Below are 19,330 nucleotides of genomic sequence, written 5' to 3'. Positions count from 1 at the left end.
GTCTTTCTTTTGTTGTTAAACCCATTTCATTATTGATAGTAATGCAAACCAGTTAGGTGTTTATTGATCTCGTTCAAGGTTTTGCTTTTAAACATACTCATTATAGTCAGTTTTCCAATTTTGCTAGCGCAAGGGCTGCTAGTAAGGAAAAAAACGCTCAAATTACCGGAACCTACCGGTAAAAGAGTGGGTTGTTGCCAGTGCGCTAGCAATGTTCCCAACAAGGCGCAGCTCAAAGGCGGTGCGCAAAGCGGCGTTTCGGTAAGTTGTCAGCAAATGAAGGCTCCCTTGGCGTTGCTGATTTTGGGTGATTCCGCTGCCGCTGGCGTGGGAGTATCAACTCAAAAACAAGCACTGTCTGGCTGGTTAACTGAAGGCTTGTCAGCCAACTATTGTATTAATTGGGAACTAAAAGCTAAAACAGGGGTAAACAGTACGGGTTTGTTATCGATGTTGCAGCAGGCTAAACCCAACCTTGATCCTACGTCTGATGCTAATTCACCGTCCTTTTCAATAATCACATCTACACATAGTTTCGACACGACTCTTCAGTGCAGACCGTTCGACGTAGCGGTTATTTCAATAGGGGTAAATGATGTAACAGGTTTTACGTCCCTGCGCCGGTGGCGTAGTAATGTCACGCAAATAATTGAAATACTAAAAGCGCGATACCAATGCAGGTTTGTGGTATTTACGGCACTGCCTCCTATGCACGAATTTCCCGCACTACCCCAACCGTTACGTTGGGTGTTAGGGCAAAGAGCGAAGTACCTCAATACCGCCTTGCTGACGCTGGTGAACAAATATCATGGGGTAAACGTACTCACAATAAAGCTAAATCCAATAGACAATAGTCCATTAAACAACACGCTTAAATACATGGCTGAAGATGGCTTTCATCCGCAAGTTGCAGGCTATCAATTGTGGTCTAACGCTATTGTGAAGTTAGTGAACGAAGAACTTGATGAATTGGTCGGTAAAAATAGCGATGTTGGTTGAAGCTGAAAGGTTCACCCCTACAATACATTATTCATTTAGTAGGTGTTTAAAAACCAACAATATTTAACGGCTTCGCGCTGGAGGTGCAATGAAAAAAGTAACGATAGATATGGTGTCAGACGTAGTTTGCCCGTGGTGCATTATTGGTTACGAACGTCTACAACAAGCCATCGCGCAATTAGACGATATTGAAGTAACTATTCAATTTCATCCGTTTGAACTTAACCCGAACATGCCGCAAGAAGGGCAAGATGTTCGTGAACATATAATGGAAAAATACGGGCTTACACCAGCACAAAGTGATCAAAACCGAAAACAACTTATTGATGCAGGTGCATCGGTTGGTTTTAAGTTTGATTACTTCGACGGCATGCGTATGGCGAATACCTTCAATGCACACCAAGTACTGCACTATGCAGGGGAAAACGGTAAGCAAGAAGCGCTAAAGTTACGTTTGTTTGCCGCCTATTTCAGTGAAAGAAAAAACGTGAATGATATAGACGTGTTAGTCAACGAAGCGGTATCTGTGGGGTTAAACAAGCAAGAGGTCGTTGAACTTCTTGCCAATCAAACTTATGCAGATGTGGTTCGAGAGCACGAGAACTTATGGTTGCAACGTGGTATTCAAAGCGTACCTACTTTTGTGATTGGTAATAGCGGTGTTGCAGGTGCACAAGACCCAGATACGTTAGCGCAATTTATTGTTCAGGCATCTACTGAGCAATGAGTAACCAGCTAATACACCTTTTAGCCCAGTGGCATCCACTAAAGGATGCCCACCAGTGGGTACTGGGGCTTATTTATAAGACGGAAGGTTCTTGTTACAGAAAAGCGGGGGCTGTCATGTTGTTCAGCAATGCTGGGCATCAACTAGGTGTGTTAAGTGGTGGCTGCCTTGAATCAGACATTAACAAACAAGCCCAGCGGGTAATGCAAGATGGGAAGCATCGTACAGCCGTTTATGATGATAACGATGAAGAAGACATTGCCTTTAAGCTAGGTGTAGGCTGCGGCGGGGTTGTACATTTAGCGCTGTTACCTGTAACTAGCGATAATCACTACTTACAGTTACATACTGTTTATTCTCATTTAGTAACTGGTAAGCCTTGTTTATGGAAGCAAGAAGTTAATGGCGAACTTTCCTCTTCTGTTAGCGTTTGCGACAACCAGCACGCTAGTAAAAGCGAACAGGCTGACAACACCGCTCTTGCAAAGTGTGAAGCTAAAAAAACGGCTGCTGTACTTGATAGCCAAAACGGTAAGTGCTTTCTAACAGTACCTTGTGAACCGCCTCCACATCTACTTATTGTTGGCGGTGGATACGATGCCACTTTTGTGGTGAAGATGGCGGTGCAGCAAGGGTGGTCGGTGAGCGTTTGGGATCCTAGGCCTGCACAGGCAAGGGTAGAGCACTTCAGTGATGCTAACTTTATTGTCGAGTCGACAAAAGCCGAAGCACTGAATTTGCATGTCGCAGAACACAATATAGATGCAGCGGTGTTGATGTCTCATCACCGACAAATAGACAGTAATGCCTTAGCAACGTTATCTCGGCACCCGCTGAAGTACGTGGCCATGTTGGGACCTATTCATCGTAAAGAAGAAATGTTCGCGTTAGCTGGGGTTAAAGAAAGTGATTTTAAAGGCTTCTTGGCCAGCCCTGCAGGGTTTGATATCGGCGGCGACTTACCAGAAAGTATCGCGTTGTCGATTATTGCTCAGTGCCATGCAGTACTGGCAAACAAATTACCGACAGTAAAGTAGTTATGTGCGACACGCCGTGTATGTACACCGCTCGTTAAAAGTCTTATACATGGCTTAAGTAAAAGCTTCGAGCAAGCCCCGTGCTAGCCCCATAAAAGCGTTCATAATTGCCAGAAAGTAAATAAATAGCCCCAAAGCAGATGAATAAATGGGGCTTTTTATTAAAGGTCATATCGCTTTTGCTTTAACAAACGCAATCGTCAAAAACGCTTTCTTACCGAGACACCATAGGAGCGAGGTGCACCTGCGTAGGCCATAATTTTTCCTTCTTGCACTGGTACATCGAAACCGCTTCTGGCGATATACTCTTCATCTAAAAGGTTTCGAGCCCATACAATAAGTTCGCTGTCCCACTCATCAAGATGAAGTGCAAGTCGTGCATTAATAATCTCGTATGAGCCAGACCGTTTATAGGGATCGTTGGAATCATCCAAATATACATCCCCTGTATACTGATAATCTGCGCTTATTGAAGCGTCGTAACTCGTTATTGAAAAATGATGGTTCAGCATAATCGAAAAGCTGTTTTGAGGCTCAAAACCCACTCTGTCACCATCTCGTGCACAATACGGGTCGTTAGGTGCCGCTCTGCCCGGATCGTCAATATGCGTATGCCATGAATAGGCTACCCAACATGTGCCTTGTTTGAAGGTATCAAAATTGGCTAACGTACGTGAAGCGTTGAGCTGAAGTTCGGTGTTTGCAGTCATTAACCAAGTGGTTTCAAGCTCCAGCCCTTTCACATGAATATCGCCTGCGTTTTGCAGGTTAAATCCGGTCCCTGTGAAAGTGGTGGCTTGAAAGTCTTTAATGGTTGAATAATGCGCCGCTACGTTTACCCGTACACCATAATCAGGCCAGTCCTGTTTTAATCCTATTTCTGCACTCCGTGCTTTTTCGGCTTCAAAAGTGGCATCTAACGACGGTGAAATACGATCGGTATTTGTACCGCCTGCCTTATAACCTGTGGCCAAACTGGCATAAATCAGTTGGTTTTTACTGGGCTGATAGGCAAGCTTTAACGTGCCCGTTAACTGGCTATCATCTATTTCTTCGTTTAAGTCAGGTCGAGGTAGCACAGCAGATGAACCCAAGAAAAAATAACCCCATCCGGCCTGCTGAAAGGGTGCTAGAGCATTTAACGAGGTTGAACTAATAGCATTACCGGTACTTAGCGCTACGCCTATTTCATTTAGCGCCGTAACCGCAGCTCTTATGTTAGGCCTACTTTCAGCGGCACTACTTAAGCCATTAAAGTCAGCGCTTTGTTCGGTATAACGACCTTCTATCGTCTTCTTTTCATCAGTAAAACGTAGGCCGGTAGTCAACGTAAGCGTGTCTGAAAGTAGCCAGTCAGTTTGGGCAAAAAGGGCAATACTGTCTTGTTCTTGATTTGCCGTATGCTTAAATACGGTATTGCTTGGTGCTGCCACCCCAGAAGGGGAAATGAGCCCGCCTGTGGCCGTACTGAGCCTATCAATCGCGTTTGCTAAAGGAAGTAATTGGGCACCTGCAATGCTAAAAAAGCTATCAAAAGCCGACTGTGTCGTGGTGTTAAAGGTTAAATCTAAATTTTGACTAAAGTAATAGGCACCCACAAGGCCACGAATTTTATCACTTTTGTAGTGTAGTCTTAATTCTTGAGAGAAAGACTGTTGTCTTGCGTCGTTGGTGGCAGTTAACAGATCCGCATCTGAAAAATCAGTATCTACAATATCTATGCTGTCAAAGGCGCGATAAGCCGTAATACCTACCAAAGACCATTGCTTATTAAGGGCTACATCAATTTGAGCCGAAACCCCTTTATCTTCCATTTTTGAAATAGGGGGTTGGGACAACGACGTGGTGAAATCGTAGAAATCGTCATTACTGTAAATGGTGGCGTTAAAGGGGGGCTGAGATAACAAGGCATCGGTGCCAAATTTATCAGGGATTTCATTTGCCTGGAAATTATTTTGCCAAGTAAGTGCACCGCAACAACGCTCATCTAATTCACCGTAATCGGCAATAAAACGAACGCTTACGTTCTCTGTCGGCGTATAAAGCCATTGGGCCTTTATGGCTGAGCGGTTTTTGTTGTTTAAACTTTTCCCAGAAGTGGCATCGGTAATATAACCATCACCATCGGTTTTAAAGCCTGAAATACGCATGGCTAATACATCATCAATTAACGAGAACGAAGCACCAGCGCTTACTCTTAATAATGAATCATTACCCGCCAGTACTTCTACAAATCCATCAGTATCACTATGACTTGGCGCCACAGAGGTAAGCGTCATTGCACCTGCTGCAGTATTTTTACCAAAAAGGGTGCCTTGGGGGCCGCGCAATACTTCGATAGCAGCAATATCAACTAAGTCGTTGATAAGGGCATTTTGTCGGGAACGGTAAACCCCATCTACATATAAGCCCACAGAAGATTCAAAACCGAAATTTTGTGATGATGTGCCAATACCGCGAATAGAAAACCCTGAATTAGTCACGCTTTGATTTTGAAACGCACCAAATGCAGGCACATAGTTTTGCAAATCAAAGACGTCTTTCACCACGGTTTCAATTAAATCGTCGCCGGAAAGGGCGGTCAAGGCAACAGGGACTTCCTGTAAATTTTGTGACGTTTTTTGTGCCTGAACGGTGATATGTTCTAAGACACTATCTTGGCTATAAGCAAGTGAAGATGTGCAACTCGCCGCAATACCTAGTGAGACACCTAGTGCGACGAGTGTGTGCTTGGGCAGCAATTTTTTCATTTTTATTTTTACCTAACATCTAACCCATTTCAAACGAATGGCGTCGTTTGACTACAGCTAGAACCATAGCAGTAATTTTACGCTTTGCATCATTGTGCAAAAAAGAACGTAACAACCTAGTGTTGCAGAAATTTTATGTCGCTATAACGCTGGTAGAAATAACCTAAAAACCAACCGCTTCAACGTCATTGGGGCGTGTGTAGTCGCCTTATTTCCCCATAGCCTAACATGATGTATTCCCATTCAAAATATCAATTAAACTTATGGTGCTACTTTTCTTACCATGGTTAACATATTGATAACATCAGAGAGTAGTATGACTGACATCTACCTAGTACGCCACGGACAAGCATCTTTTGGCGCAGCAAACTACGACAAGCTCAGCGATTTAGGCGCGCAGCAGTCACAGTGGCTTGGGCACTATTTCAAGCAGCGTGATATTACTTTCGATAGCGTTTTCATGGGTGACATGGTGCGCCACAGAGAAACCACCGAAGGTATTGCCAAAGGAATAGGTTCTTTACCGCAAGCGAACATCAACAGCGAACTGAACGAATTTAATTTTCAAGCTGTGGCAACAGCGTTCTTGACCCGATACCCAGATCAAAAAGTACCTGAGGGCGCGTCTCGGGCAGAATATTATCGGTTGCTAAAGAAAGCCATGCTGGCATGGGCAGCCAATGAACTTGACCATAACTTATTGGATGAGAGTTGGGCAGGCTTCGAAGACAGAGTGGCCACTATGCTGGGCGCGCTTCAAGCCACAGACGCTAAGCGAGTATTAGTAGTGAGTTCAGGTGGTGCAATTGCCATGATGTTAAAACACATACTCGGATACGACGCTCCAACGGTTATTAACATGAACTTGCAGATCAGAAATGCGAGTTTTTCTCAGTGCTTCGCGAATACTCGTGGCGTGCATTTGAACAATTTCAACAGCGTACCACATTTAGATGTTGTGGATAGATTGCACGCTGTGACATACAGCTAAACAGCGCTATTAGCGGATAAGGACAGTTATGAACTTTGAATATAATGAAAGAACACAAACGCTTTTAAAGCAATTAAGAGCCTTCATGCAAGAAGAAGTGTATCCAATTGAAAAGGAATATGTTCACGCGGTAGAAAATGGTGAAAATCGTTGGCAAACCCCCGATATGATGCAAACCCTCAAGCAACGCGCTAAAGACGCGGGCCTATGGAACCTCTTCCTACCTGAGGAATACAAGCCTTATGGTGCTGGGTTATCAAATGCTGAATATGCCCCTTTGTGTGAAGAGATGGGGCGGGTGTTGTTTAGCTCAGAAATTTTCAATTGCAGCGCGCCAGATACAGGCAACATGGAAGTATTGGCGAAATACGGAAATGAAGAGCAGAAAAAGCAATGGTTAGAGCCACTGCTTAATGGCGAAATTCGTTCTGCCTTTGCCATGACCGAGCCAGCAGTTGCTTCAAGTGATGCGACTAACATTGAAACCTCAATTACCCGAGATGGCGATGAATACGTCATCAACGGGCGAAAATGGTACACCAGTGGTGCCATGAACGAAAATTGCAAAATCATGGTGGTAATGGGTAAAACCGACTTTGAAGCTGCTCGTCACCAGCAACAGTCACAAATTTTAGTGCCAATGGATACGAAAGGGGTCACCATTGTGCGCCCAATGGCGGCAATGGGCTATTTTGATGAGCCTGTAGGGCATGCTGAAGTATTGTTCGATAACGTGCGTGTTCCTGTAAGTAATTTACTACTCGGTGAAGGTCGCGGTTTTGAAATTGCGCAAGGTCGCTTAGGCCCTGGCCGTATTCACCATTGCATGCGTTTAATTGGCTGTGCCCAACGCGCCTTAGATTTAGCCTGCGAGCGAGTAGAACAGCGCATAGCGTTTGGTAAGCCACTTAGCAAACAACAGTCAGTGCGCGAAAGTATTGCACAAATGCATTGTGATATTGAGCAAGCGCGCTTACTAACGCTGAAGGCTGCCGACAAGATGGACAGATACGGTAATAAAGTCTCTCGAGATATTATTGCTGCTATTAAAATTGTTGCACCCAAAATGGCCTGTAAGGTTATTGACGAAGCTATTCAAATGCATGGCGCTGCCGGTACAAGTCAAGACTATGCATTGTCTGCTATGTACGCGTATGCCAGAACCATTCGCTTAGCCGATGGGCCTGACCAAGTGCATATGATGCAACTAGGACGCAATCTGATTGCCGAAAAGAACGCTTAAGGAGTATCTGTGGCTACGCACACGCTAGATATAGAAACGCTAAATAACTACCTAAATAAGGCGTGCCCAGAAATAGGCACGGTGTTGTCGGCAGAGAAATTCTCAGGTGGGCAATCTAACCCTACGTTTAAACTAAATGCTGATTCTGGCGTTTACGTGCTGCGTCGCCAACCGCCGGGGAAACTGCTTAAGTCTGCCCATGCAGTTGACCGAGAGTATCGCGTTATCAATGCGCTAAGTAATACAGAAGTACCTGTGCCTAAGGTTTACCACTTGTGTGAAGATGCCGACATCATTGGCAGTATGTTTTACATTATGGCCTATGTTGAAGGCACCATTTATTGGAACAGCGCTTTACCGGAAGTTGAGAGTCCGAAAACTCGGGGTGCTATGTACGATGAAATGAACCGCGTACTGGCAGTGATGCACAGTGTTGATATTGAAGCCGCTGGGTTAACAAGTTACGGCAAGCCAGGAAGTTACTTTTCTCGCCAGTTAAGCCGGTGGACTCAGCAATACCGTGCTTCTGAGCTTGAGCATGTAGAAGACATTGAGCATCTTATTACTTATTTAGAAGAAAATTTGCCTGAAGATGATGGGCAAATAGCCTTGGTTCATGGTGATTTCAGGTTAGATAATATGATGTTTGATATGTCTAATCTTGATGCACCTAAAGTCATTGCGGTGCTTGATTGGGAGCTGTCTACCTTAGGGCACCCGTATGCCGATTTAGCCTATCAATGCATGCAGCTGCGTTTACCGAGTGACATTGCCCACGCATCCGGTTTGGGTGGATTAGACCGAGACGCGTTAGGTATTCCTAGTGAAGAAGAATACGTCGATGCATATTGCAAGCGACGGGGTATCGACAAAATAGACAACTGGACGTTTTACCTCGCGTTTAGTTTTTTCCGTTTAGCAGCCATCCTGCAAGGGGTAGTGAAACGTGCACACGATGGAAACGCATCAAGCGACAAAGCAATGCAGTTAGGCGCTATGGTGCGCCCTCTGGCACAAATTGCGAATAAAACGATTCATCAAAACAGCTAAACCACCGCGCTCATTAATAAGCGAGCGGTAGGCAAAGAAACGAATTATTAGGAGTGGCTATGAAAGCGATTGTATGTGAAGCATTCGGACCAATAGACGATTTAAAATGCAAAGAAATTGATGACCCAGTAGTTAAGCCAGGTCACGTAGTCGTTAACGTAGAAGCGGCTGGTGTAAATTTCCCTGATGGGCTACTTGTACAAGGTTTATATCAAATGAAACCGCCATGCCCCTTTGTGCCAGGAAATGAAGTGGCTGGTGTGGTAGCCGAAGTAGGTGAAGGCGTAAAGCATATTAGTGTAGGCCAGCGCGTTATTGCATTATCTAATCTAGGTGGCTTTGCCGAAAAAGTACTGGTACCTGCTACGCATGTGATGCCACTACCGGATCCTATCGATGTAAAAGAAGGTGCAGCATTAGTGACTGCCCATGCTACTGCCCATCATGCACTAAAACAGCGTGCAAAAATTCAACCGGGTGAAACGCTTGTGGTAACGGGCGCGGCTGGCGGTACTGGCTTAGCGGCAGTGCAAATAGGTAAAGAAATGGGGGCAACGGTTATAGCCGTTTGCTCTACAGAAGAAAAGCTTGCGTTAGCCAAAGAGCATGGCGCAGATATACTTATTAATTACAAAGAAAAGAACCTAAAAGATGCCATTAAAGAAGCTACTGATGGCAAAGGCGCCGATGTGGTTTACGAATGCGTTGGTGGCGACACATTCCATGCTTGTAGCCGCAGTATGGCGTGGGAAGGGCGATTGCTTGTAGTGGGCTTTGCAGGCGGCGAAATTCCTCAATTCCCTGTGAACTTATCGTTAGTAAAAGGCTACTCGGTGGTAGGCGTATTTTGGGGCTCGTTTACGCAGCACGATCCAAAAGGGTTTGCTGCTAACATGCAAGAGCTTTTAACCTGGTATGTGCAAGGTAAAGTGAAAGTAGTGGTAGATGAAGCCTTACCTATGGAGCGTGCCACTGAAGCCATGGCCAAAGTGATGAACCGTGAAGTAAAAGGTAAAATGGTTATTACGCCATAGCTTTTAAAAAAGCATCTTGAAAAAAGCTCTTAAAATAAGCTCTTAAAATAAGCTCTTAAGATAAGCTCTTAAATTAACCACTTCAGAGCACAGCCCAAAAGGCACTAATACTTAAAGCGGAAAAGCATGGCTAACCAAAGGGGATTTTTCCACTAGGTGCCATGCTTTTTTATTGCCTAAGCTTTTCTAAGCTCAGTAATATGTAATAGTTCGCCGCTTGGCCCCCATAGATAAAATACCTTCCCCCACGTTTCTATAGAAACATCCGAAATCTTCAGCTTATCGGTAGCTTTTTTACATAATGAATGTGCCGTTTCAATATCCAGTACACAAACCTGCAGCATGAAGTTTTTCGCCAAATCTTCACTGTAGAAGTTCTGTAAAAATAATTGGCAATCGCCATTTTCAAATAAGGTTAACGCATCGGAAACAAATTCACCTTTAAAGCCAATTTGGGAGTAAAAGCGTTTCGATACTTCGTAATCTTTACTTGGAATGAATACTTTAATGTGGTCAACGTCCATGCCTATCTCCAACCAATGTCTAGCTGACTTTTAGCAGTATTGTGGCATACTTATGACATAGAGTATAAGCGGGTTAGTGCAGACAAGTGAACGACGTTTATTTGGCAACGCATTGAGTGGTTGGCTATAAAAGGCACATGTTAATAGGCTTGAATAAGCTAGCGTAGAAGTAGGGTAGAAGTAGGGTAGCTAGAGCTAGAAACCAGGCGGCTAATACTTACTGACATGTCAGTATTTACTGGCAATGTCTGGTATTAACAGGCAATTACTGGGCTACAACAATACCCTGTGGCAATGCAGTATGAAGTAAGCGCGTAGCGTTAGACGCAGAGGACTTTTGTGTTGAAACAGAGATCAAACGTTTAAGCGCAAAAGAAGAAGACTGGCTTCGTACTTTTTTTACCATTACTGGCGAATTTTGAGCAGAGTTTACCTGTTGAAAGCCAGATGTTTGTACTGACGAAGACGTTGCGTATTGCGTTGACAGTTCGTTAGCGAAACCGTTCGAAGATAGGCCCAAACCAACAACAATGCTGCTTACGGTAATGAGGTGTCTCAGTGTCATTTTCATAAGTGCTCTCAGTGTATAGTCTATTAACGTATACTGTGGTTGGGGAAAAAGTCAGAAGCGACCAATAAGTCGCTTCGTCCGAAGGTTTTGTTTGTTCCCCTTCATTACAACTAAAGTCGCACTAAAACAAAACATCACCCTTTATACTAAGGTATGAAACCTAATACCTTTGGATGCCCATCCAAACTATCAACAGACATCTACCAAGCGCTTACCATGCAGTTACCCCGCCATCTACCGCAATAGTTTGTCCATTCATATAGCTATTACCGGGGGACAACATGAGGATCATGGCATTCACAATTTCTTGCGGGTCGCCTAACCGTTTCATCGGGCTACCCATACCAAGTTGGGCTTGTGCCTCTTTAGTGTTGTAACCATCCACATTTAAAATGTTGGTAGGGCTATAAAAAGGGCACACTGCATTTACCCGTACATTCTTACGTCCATATTCAACAGCAGCGGTTCGAGTCACGCCGGCAACCGCATGTTTAGCAGCAGCATACGCGCCACCTTTTGGAGCCCCGCCTAATCCAGCAAGTGAACTCACGTTTAAAATATGCCCTTGCTTCTGCGATAACATTTGCGGCAATTGGTACTTCATACCAAACATCACGCCTTTTACATTCACAGCAAACTGTAGATCTATTATCTCTTCAGTCATCTCATGCATAGGGGCAGGCACATGAGCAATGCCCGCATTGTTGATAGCAATATCTAAACGACCAAACGTGTCTTTTGCCAACTCCACCAAAGCTTTGTTTAATGCCTCGCTGGCAATATCGCCTGCTTTCGTTACTACATCGGTATAGCTTGCAACGTCAGCGCGACATGACGCTAAGTTTTCTTCGTTAATATCCGATAGCACCAGCTTGGCACCTCGGCTTCCTAAGCCTTCTGCTAATAAGCGGCCAAAACCGCTGCCCGCGCCGGTGATCAATATCACTTTGTCGCTAAAATCTAACAATGTATCCATGGTGGTTCCTTAAGCTTGTCCAGTTGCATTAATAAAAGTGATAAGAAGATCGGCCAATTCAGGGCCTTTATCTTCTTGTACGAAATGTCCGCCTTTCACTACCGTGGTGTGCTGCACGCCACGACAGCCAGGTATCAACGACTGCATTAGCTTGTCACCTCCAGCGGTTACTGGGTCGCTGTCACTGAATGCGGTCATAAATGGCGTATTAAATTGTTTTAACCTTTCCCAGGCATCTCGGTTTGCTTGGGTTTGTGGATCATCAGGTGTGGCGGGCACTAATAACGGAAACTGTCGGGCCCCTTCTTTATATTCTTCAAAGGGGAAGGGGGCGTCGTATGCATCTAATACTTCCTGAGAAAGCGTAGTTACCGTTCCGCCTTTAATCACACCAGAAACTGGAAATACAGGGACATCTTGCGAGAAGCGTCGCCAGTTCAAGAATGCCTCAGAGGGCTTGTGCTCACCGGTAGGTAAAAAGGTATTAGATGCCATGACGCCGGCAAAGCGGTCGGGCATGTCGGCTACCAGCCTTAAGCCTAGCAATCCCCCCCAGTCTTGGCAGAAAAGCGTTACCTTTCCTTCAACGGTTTGATTAAACCAGTCTTTAAGCCAGATAAGGTGGCGGGCATAGGTGTAATCTTCTCGTCTGGTGGGCTTGTCTGAACGGCCAAAGCCGATGAGATCAGGTACAAGCACATTAAAACCTGCATCAGCTAATATCGGAATCATGGTGCGATACAGGTAGCCCCAAGAAGGCTCGCCGTGTAGAAGAAGAAGAGTGTGGCCATCTTCAGGACCGCACTGATAGTAAGCCATGGCAATTTCGCCACTTACCGTATCGGTAACGTTTACGTACCTCGGCTTATAGGGAAAATCTGTAATAGAAGAGAATGCACTTTCAGGGGTTTTTAAGACTTGCATACTTGCCCACCTCAAATGTAAATAACATGTAACTAATTATTGTGTTAGTTAACAAAAACACTAGTGAGGTAATCTGTCAAATCTTCCTTATGCCCTATTTAATATGCGCTCAAGGGGAGTTGGGCACAAATAAAGGGGTTGCTGTCCATATTAAATATTGTGATGAATGTCTATAACACCAATAAACTTGGATGATTGACAACACTGCAATAACATCCAGTTAACGTGAATAACAGGATACCGTTATGACAGAGATGGAAAACAAGGCAGTGGACTACACAGTCCAACAGGGCGTAGCAACTATTACCATGCAAAGTGCGCCAGTAAACGCGCTTTCTCGCGCAGTACGAGTTGGGCTGATAGATGGCATCGAAAGCGCATTAAGCGACGACAGCGTTAGTGCTATTGTAATCACTTCTTCACTCGCTTTATTTTCAGGCGGCGCTGATATTAGTGAATTCTCCGGTGGCGATTTATCGCCAAACCTTCCTGAAGTACTCGATAAAATTGAAAATGCGACTAAACCAGTAGTGGCTGTTTTGCCAGGGCCTGCGTTTGGTGGCGGATTAGAAGTCGCGCTAGCGTGTCATCACAGAATTACTTTTGCTGGAAACCAAGTGGGCCTTCCAGAAGTTAACTTAGGTATATTGCCAGGCGCGGGTGGAACGCAGCGTTTACCGCGTTTAGCCGATCCTGCTACCGCGCTAACTATGATTGTTACAGGTAAGCCTACTTCGGTAGTAAAGCTTCCAGGTGTGTTCGATAAAATTTCCGACAAGCCTGAACATTTGCTGGAAGACACGAAACAATACTTAGCGTCACTTAATGCTGAAAATGGTATTAAACGTACCAGTGACATTACCCTGACTATGTCTGAAGAAGTGCAGGGCGTATTTGATGCCGTTACCGCACAAACGAAAAAAGCAGCCCGCGGCTTTTTTGCTCCATTGAAATGTATTGAAGCGGTTAAAGGCGCATATACATTAGCCTTTGAAGATGGCCTTAAGCACGAAGGTAAATTGTTCATGGAATGTATGAACACTCCACAAGCCCGTGCACAGCAACATTTCTTCTTTGCCGAGCGAGCAGCGGGTCACGTGAGTGATTTCGACAAGAGCACGCCAGAGCGCAGTATTGAAAAAGTCGCGGTTATTGGTGCTGGCACCATGGGTGGCGGTATCGCCATGAACTTTGCGAACGCCGGTATTCCAGTCACTATGCTAGAGCTTAAGCAAGAGGCGCTAGATAAAGGCTTGGCGCTTATTCGTAAAAACTATGAAAACTCAGCCAAAAAAGGCAAGTTAACCCAAGAGCAAGTGGAAACACGCATGGCGCTGTTAAGCGGCACCACAACGTATGACGACCTAGCTGATGTAGATCTTGTTATTGAAGCTGTATTTGAAAAAATGGAAGTGAAGAAAACCGTTTTCACTACCTTAGATAAAGTTTGTAAGCCAGGGGCTATTTTAGCGTCTAACACGTCTACCCTTGATGTGAATGAAATTGCCGCGTGTACCTCACGTCCACAAGATGTTATCGGTCTTCACTTCTTCTCGCCAGCTAACGTTATGAAGTTGCTTGAAGTGGTTAAAGCTGAAGATACGTCGGCTGATGTTATCAAAACCTGTATGAAGTTAGCCAAGCGCATTAAGAAGGTAGCGGTATTGGTTGGCGTATGTTTCGGTTTTGTTGGCAACCGCATGATTGAACCTTACGGCCGTGAAGCTAACCGTTTATTGCTAGAAGGTGCAAGCCCTGAGCAAGTAGACCGGGTGCTTACACAATTTGGTATGCCTATGGGGCCATTCACTATGGGTGATATGGCAGGATTAGACATTGGTTACTATGTACGCCAGTCACGCCAAGCCTTTATTTCACACGACCCTACATACGGCGCTGTAGCTGACCGCTTAGTAGAGAAAGATCGTAACGGCCTTAAGACGGGCCGTGGCGCTTATCTTTATGAAGCAGGAAGTCGTGTTCCGATTCCAGACCCTGAAGTACTAGAAATTGCTAAACAAGAGGCTGCTCGTCTAGGGGTTACGCAGCGCGATGACATAAGCGATGAAGAAATTCTGGTGCGTTGTCTATACACCCTAATTAATGAAGGCGCATGCATTCTTGAAGAAGGCATAGCGGCCAAGTCTAGCGATATCGATGTTATCTATGTGTATGGCTATGGCTTCCCAGTTTATCGTGGCGGCCCTATGCAGTACGCAGACGAAGTTGGACTTGGGGAAATCGTCGATAAGCTATCTACTTACGCTGAAAAACTGGGTGACTACGGAAAAATGTGGTTACAACCAAGCGACCTATTAATCAAGCTAGCGCAAGAGCGCAGTAGCTTCGCAAAATTTAAAAACTAAGGAGTACGCTATGCGCGATGCAGTAATAGTAAGTACCGCAAGAACGCCTATTGGCCGTGCCTACAAAGGCGCACTTAATAATTTACCTGCCCCTACATTAGGTGGTCATGCTATTCGTAACGCCGTACAACGTGCAGGTGTCGATCCTGCCAGTATCGACGATGTGATCATGGGCGCTGCCCTAACACAAGGCAGCGGCGGTATGAACATTGGCCGTCTAGCTGCATTGGCAGGCGATTTGCCCGTTACTGTTGCAGGTATGACGTTAGACAGACAATGTAGCTCTGGTATGTATGCCATTGCTAATGCCGCAAACAGTATTCGCACTGGCGACACCAATATTATGGTAGCTGGTGGATTAGATTCTATTTCTTTGGTTCAAACCAAAGCCATGAACATGTCTCGCGCGGTAGACCCACAATTAGTGGCAAAGCATAAGAGCATTTATATGCCTATGCTGCAAACTGCTGAGGTTGTGGCACAGCGTTACGGTATTAGCCGCGATGTACAAGACGAATACGCTTATCAAAGCCAAATGCGCACAGCGGCTGGTCAAGAAGCGGGTAAGTTTGACGACGAAATTGTGCCAATTACGGCCACTAAAGCCATTTTCAATAAAGAAACTGGCGAGACAAGCGAGCAGGAAGTCACGTTGTCGAAAGACGAAGGTAACCGCCCTGAAACCCAGCTTGAAGGTTTGCGTTCATTGAACCCTGTGATTGAAGGCGGGTGTATTACGGCGGGTAATGCGAGTCAACTGTCTGATGGTGCAAGTGCTACTGTCATTATGGATGAGCATTCTGCCGCTAAAGGCCAAGTGCAACCATTAGGTATTTACCGTGGTATTGCGGTAGCAGGCTGTGAACCAGATGAAATGGGTATCGGCCCAGTGTTTGCCATTCCTAAGCTATTAAAGCAACACGGTTTAACCATGGACGATATTGGTTTGTGGGAATTGAATGAAGCCTTTGCAGTGCAAGTGCTTTATTGCCGCGATAAGCTGGGTATTCCTGATGAATTATTAAACGTAAACGGTGGCGCAATTTCAATTGGTCACCCTTACGGAATGAGTGGCGCACGTATGGTGGGTCATGCATTAATCGAGGGCAAACGACGTGGTGCGAAATACGTTGTTTGTACTATGTGTATTGGCGGCGGTATGGGTGCTGCTGGTTTATTTGAAGTTATATAGGTATTTGGTATGGAAGGTTATAAAGCTCCACAACGCGACGCCATGTTTGTTACACATGAGCTATTAAACTATCAAGAACATTATCAAAAGCTTGGCTTTGATGAAGCATCAGAAGATTTAGTATCGGCTATCTTCTCTGAAGCGGCTAAGTTTTCTGAAAACAGCCTTGCACCTATCAACATGTCGGGTGATGAAGAAGGATGTAAGTGGGTAGACGGTGAAGTGACTACGCCTGCTGGCTTTAAAGAAGCTTATCAGCAATATGTTGAAGGCGGCTGGCCAAGTATGTCGCATCCTGAAGAGTTTGGCGGTCAAGCACTGCCTTATTCACTTTCTTCTATTATTGCTGAATGGTTTTCGGGTGCAAACCACTCGTGGGCTATGTACCCTGGCTTAAGCCAAGGGTGTATGGAAACCATAAAAGCGCACGGTACTGAAACACTACAAAATCAATATTTACCAAAGCTTATCAGCGGTGAATGGACAGGTACTATGTGCTTAACAGAAGCGCATTGTGGCTCAGATTTGGGCATGCTTAAATGCCGCGCAGAACCACAAGACGATGGCAGCTACAGCTTAACGGGTACGAAGATTTTCATCTCGGCCGGTGAGCACGATATGTCTGAAAATATCGTTCACATTGTACTTGCTCGTTTGCCTGGCGCGCCAGAAGGCACAAAAGGTATTTCGTTATTTGTAGTACCTAAGTTCAACGTGTCTGATGAAGGCGAAAAGCTAGATCGCAACGGCGTTGCGTGTGGCAGTATTGAACACAAGATGGGCATTAAAGCCAGTGCAACCTGTGTGATCAACTTCGACGGTGCGAAAGGTTTCTTAATTGGCCAACCTAATCGCGGGCTTAACTGCATGTTCACCTTTATGAACACTGCCCGAATCGGTACTGGCCTTGAAGGCTTAGCGGCGTCTGAAGCGTCTTTCCAAGGTGCATTGCGTTACGCTAAAGATCGTATTCAATTCCGTTCTTTAACGGGTCGTAAGAACCAAGATGGCCCTGCAGATCCAATTATTGTGCACCCTGATGTACGCCGCATGCTACTTACGCAAAAAGCGTTTGCAGAAGGTAACCGTGCATTAGCAGCTTACTGCATGCAGTTGGTTGATGTGACCCTTTACGGTGATGATGCGCAAGAGAAGAAGCTGGCAGATACTAAGCTTGCTTTCTTAACACCTATTGTTAAAGCCTTCTTGACAGAAACAGCGCAAGAAAGCACAAGCTACGGTATGCAAGTTTATGGTGGACATGGCTTCATCAAAGAATGGGGCATGGAGCAGTTAGCACGTGATACCCGTATTTGTACCATGTACGAAGGTACTACAGGTATTCAAGCTATCGATTTGTTAGGCCGTAAAGTGATGGGCTCTAATGGTGAATTGCTCAATGTATTTGTTCAAGAAGTGCGTGAATATTGCGATTCGCTTCGCGGCAAAGCGCAGTTCAGTGCATGGACTAATGCATTAACGTCTCATTTAGACGAGTGGCAGCAACTTACCATGGATATTGGTAAAGCTGCCGCGTCTAATCCTGATGAGATTGGTGCTGCATCGGTTGATTACCTTATGTATTCAGGTTATGTGACAGTCGCTTATTTCTGGTTGAAAATGGCCGTTAAAGCACAAGAGCAACTTGACGCAGGTAGCACAGAGACCGAGTTCTATAAGAGCAAAATCTTAACCACTGGTTTCTATTTTGACCGCTTACTAACGCGCACCCGTTCACTTGTATCAGCAATGCACTCAGGCTCAGACAATCTTATGTCTATGCCAGAAAGCATGTTTGCTATCGAGTAAACACGAAATGAAATGCCGAGCACCTGCTCGGCATTTTTCTTTTTACTGTTTTGCGAAAGGCTAGGTATGCCACTAAACGCAGTAACATCTCACATCATTTCTATTCAACACCACGCAATTTATTATCTAGAAAGAAAAGGCCAAACCTTAGATAGCCCGTTACTTATTTTATTCCATGGATTCCCCGAAAATGCCCATGCATGGGAAGCGCTCATAGATGCCTTGCCAACTGAGTATCATGTTATAGCGCCTGATTTACCGGGTTACCATCAATCAGAGCCTTTAGCAGATAGCAGCGATTACCAAGTACCTTCGTTGGTTTCTCGTATGGGGGAATTTGTTCAAACGGTAAGCCAAGGTCGAAAAGCGATATTAGTAGGTCATGACTGGGGTGGGGCGATAGCTTGGCCGCTAGCGGCTTTTCAACCTGATTTGTTTACTAAGCTGGTTATTTTAAATGCCGCGCATCCAAGCACTTTCACCCAAGCGCTTAAAACAAGTCGCGCTCAGCGCAAAAAAAGTGAATATATAAAAGCACTAGTGGCAGACGATGCAGAGGCAGTTTTACAGCAAACCGATTTTGCCATGCTTAAGGATATGCTGGGTTCTGCCATGTTTGAAGGCGACATGTTTGCAAACGTAAGATTAGAAAGTACAAATCAAACGGCTAGTGATAATAGCTACAGGGCAAGATTGCTTCGAAGTTGGCGCAATACGCCAACGTTGTCAGCCATGCTGGCCTATTACCGAGAAATGCCGCAAATGGCACCCGATGAGCATGCACCTGAAACGGAGTTGTCACGATTACGTGTACCGGTTCTACGGGTCATTTTACCAACACTGGTACTATGGGGGCGTTTAGATGAGGCCTTTGATGAAGATATATTAAACGGATTAGCAACGTACGTTCCCAACCTACGAATTGTGTATCACAATACGGCGACGCACTGGGTTCATAGAGAGCAAGCACAATGGGCTGCAAAAGAAATAACTGACTTTTTAATGTAGAATTATTTGAAACAAAAGTGTGAGAAAAGTGATATGGGGAAAGGGGCGTGGCCCCTTTCGGGGCCACAAGCACGGCATCCTGCCGTTACCATGTTGAACTGCTGTATCTTTACATGGTGCGAAGTATCT

Annotated in this window: 16 protein-coding genes; 11 read left to right on the top strand and 5 right to left on the bottom strand. The window is 45.1% G+C overall.

From position 1 onward, the window contains the following. The first annotated feature begins 276 nt into the window (after window positions 1-276). The 3 genes from ALT761_RS11520 to ALT761_RS11510 all read left to right on the top strand — a co-directional run bounded on the left by ALT761_RS11520 (window position 277) and on the right by ALT761_RS11510 (window position 2,763). Window positions 277-999, top strand: a complete 723-nt coding sequence (locus tag ALT761_RS11520) for an SGNH/GDSL hydrolase family protein (RefSeq protein WP_129738839.1) — start codon at window positions 277-279, stop codon at window positions 997-999. Between the two features lie 88 nt (window positions 1,000-1,087). Further along, window positions 1,088-1,726, top strand: coding sequence for a DsbA family oxidoreductase (locus ALT761_RS11515; RefSeq protein ID WP_129738837.1), 639 nt, complete (start codon window positions 1,088-1,090; stop codon window positions 1,724-1,726). Then, on the top strand, window positions 1,723-2,763 hold the full coding sequence (locus tag ALT761_RS11510) for an XdhC family protein (RefSeq protein ID WP_129738835.1): 1,041 nt from the start codon (window positions 1,723-1,725) through the stop codon (window positions 2,761-2,763). The genes ALT761_RS11515 and ALT761_RS11510 overlap by 4 nt, the downstream gene beginning before the upstream one ends. Before the next feature lie 200 nt (window positions 2,764-2,963). On the opposite strand, the gene ALT761_RS11505 is transcribed toward ALT761_RS11510, so the two are convergent. Continuing rightward, on the bottom strand, window positions 2,964-5,513 hold the full coding sequence (locus ALT761_RS11505; protein WP_129738833.1) for a TonB-dependent receptor: 2,550 nt from the start codon (window positions 5,511-5,513) through the stop codon (window positions 2,964-2,966). A 316-nt stretch (window positions 5,514-5,829) separates the two neighbouring features. Between ALT761_RS11505 and ALT761_RS11500 the strand changes: the two genes are divergently transcribed. Genes ALT761_RS11500 through ALT761_RS11485 form a run of 4 tightly spaced genes read left to right on the top strand, consistent with a single transcriptional unit; the run spans window position 5,830 to window position 9,831 of the window. Then, window positions 5,830-6,504: a histidine phosphatase family protein gene (locus ALT761_RS11500; RefSeq protein ID WP_129738831.1), complete on the top strand. Its 675-nt coding sequence runs from the start codon at window positions 5,830-5,832 to the stop codon at window positions 6,502-6,504. Window positions 6,505-6,532: 28 nt separating this feature from the next. Further along, the gene (locus ALT761_RS11495; protein ID WP_129738829.1) at window positions 6,533-7,747 is read left to right on the top strand and encodes an acyl-CoA dehydrogenase family protein; all 1,215 of its coding nucleotides are present in this window, start codon (window positions 6,533-6,535) and stop codon (window positions 7,745-7,747) included. A gap of 9 nt (window positions 7,748-7,756) precedes the next feature. Next, complete coding sequence (locus ALT761_RS11490) at window positions 7,757-8,797, top strand: phosphotransferase family protein (RefSeq protein ID WP_129738827.1); 1,041 nt, start codon at window positions 7,757-7,759, stop codon at window positions 8,795-8,797. A 59-nt stretch (window positions 8,798-8,856) separates the two neighbouring features. Then, a complete protein-coding gene (locus ALT761_RS11485) occupies window positions 8,857-9,831 on the top strand; it encodes an NADPH:quinone oxidoreductase family protein (protein ID WP_129738825.1) in 975 nt (324 codons plus the stop codon). A 176-nt stretch (window positions 9,832-10,007) separates the two neighbouring features. On the opposite strand, the gene ALT761_RS11480 is transcribed toward ALT761_RS11485, so the two are convergent. The 4 genes from ALT761_RS11480 to ALT761_RS11465 form a co-directional block, all read right to left on the bottom strand. Next, window positions 10,008-10,355, bottom strand: a complete 348-nt coding sequence (locus tag ALT761_RS11480; RefSeq protein WP_129738823.1) for a lactoylglutathione lyase — start codon at window positions 10,353-10,355, stop codon at window positions 10,008-10,010. 265 nt (window positions 10,356-10,620) lie between these two features. After that, window positions 10,621-10,926: a hypothetical protein gene (locus ALT761_RS11475; RefSeq protein ID WP_129738821.1), complete on the bottom strand. Its 306-nt coding sequence runs from the start codon at window positions 10,924-10,926 to the stop codon at window positions 10,621-10,623. A gap of 211 nt (window positions 10,927-11,137) precedes the next feature. Continuing rightward, window positions 11,138-11,902 (bottom strand): SDR family NAD(P)-dependent oxidoreductase, encoded by a 765-nt coding sequence (locus ALT761_RS11470; RefSeq protein ID WP_129738819.1) that lies wholly within the window; start codon window positions 11,900-11,902, stop codon window positions 11,138-11,140. Between the two features lie 9 nt (window positions 11,903-11,911). Then, complete coding sequence (locus tag ALT761_RS11465) at window positions 11,912-12,826, bottom strand: haloalkane dehalogenase (protein WP_129738817.1); 915 nt, start codon at window positions 12,824-12,826, stop codon at window positions 11,912-11,914. A 245-nt stretch (window positions 12,827-13,071) separates the two neighbouring features. On the opposite strand from ALT761_RS11465, the gene ALT761_RS11460 reads away from it, so the two are divergent. The 4 genes from ALT761_RS11460 to ALT761_RS11445 all read left to right on the top strand — a co-directional run bounded on the left by ALT761_RS11460 (window position 13,072) and on the right by ALT761_RS11445 (window position 19,201). Next, a complete protein-coding gene (locus ALT761_RS11460; RefSeq protein WP_129738815.1) occupies window positions 13,072-15,192 on the top strand; it encodes a 3-hydroxyacyl-CoA dehydrogenase NAD-binding domain-containing protein in 2,121 nt (706 codons plus the stop codon). Window positions 15,193-15,202: 10 nt separating this feature from the next. After that, on the top strand, window positions 15,203-16,384 hold the full coding sequence (locus ALT761_RS11455; protein ID WP_129738813.1) for an acetyl-CoA C-acyltransferase: 1,182 nt from the start codon (window positions 15,203-15,205) through the stop codon (window positions 16,382-16,384). Window positions 16,385-16,393: 9 nt separating this feature from the next. Then, window positions 16,394-18,193, top strand: coding sequence for an acyl-CoA dehydrogenase C-terminal domain-containing protein (locus ALT761_RS11450; RefSeq protein WP_129738811.1), 1,800 nt, complete (start codon window positions 16,394-16,396; stop codon window positions 18,191-18,193). Window positions 18,194-18,259: 66 nt separating this feature from the next. Next, window positions 18,260-19,201 carry an alpha/beta fold hydrolase gene (locus ALT761_RS11445; RefSeq protein ID WP_129738809.1) on the top strand — a complete coding sequence of 314 codons (942 nt, stop codon included), beginning with the start codon at window positions 18,260-18,262 and terminating at the stop codon, window positions 19,199-19,201. Window positions 19,202-19,330 lie beyond the last annotated feature (129 nt).

Origin of the sequence: Alteromonas sp. 76-1 (assembly GCF_900654235.1) — a bacterium.
Taxonomy (GTDB): Bacteria; Pseudomonadota; Gammaproteobacteria; order Enterobacterales; family Alteromonadaceae; genus Alteromonas; species Alteromonas naphthalenivorans.
The sequence above is the reverse complement of the archived record's forward strand: the minus strand, read 5'-3'. Positions and strand labels throughout refer to the sequence as shown.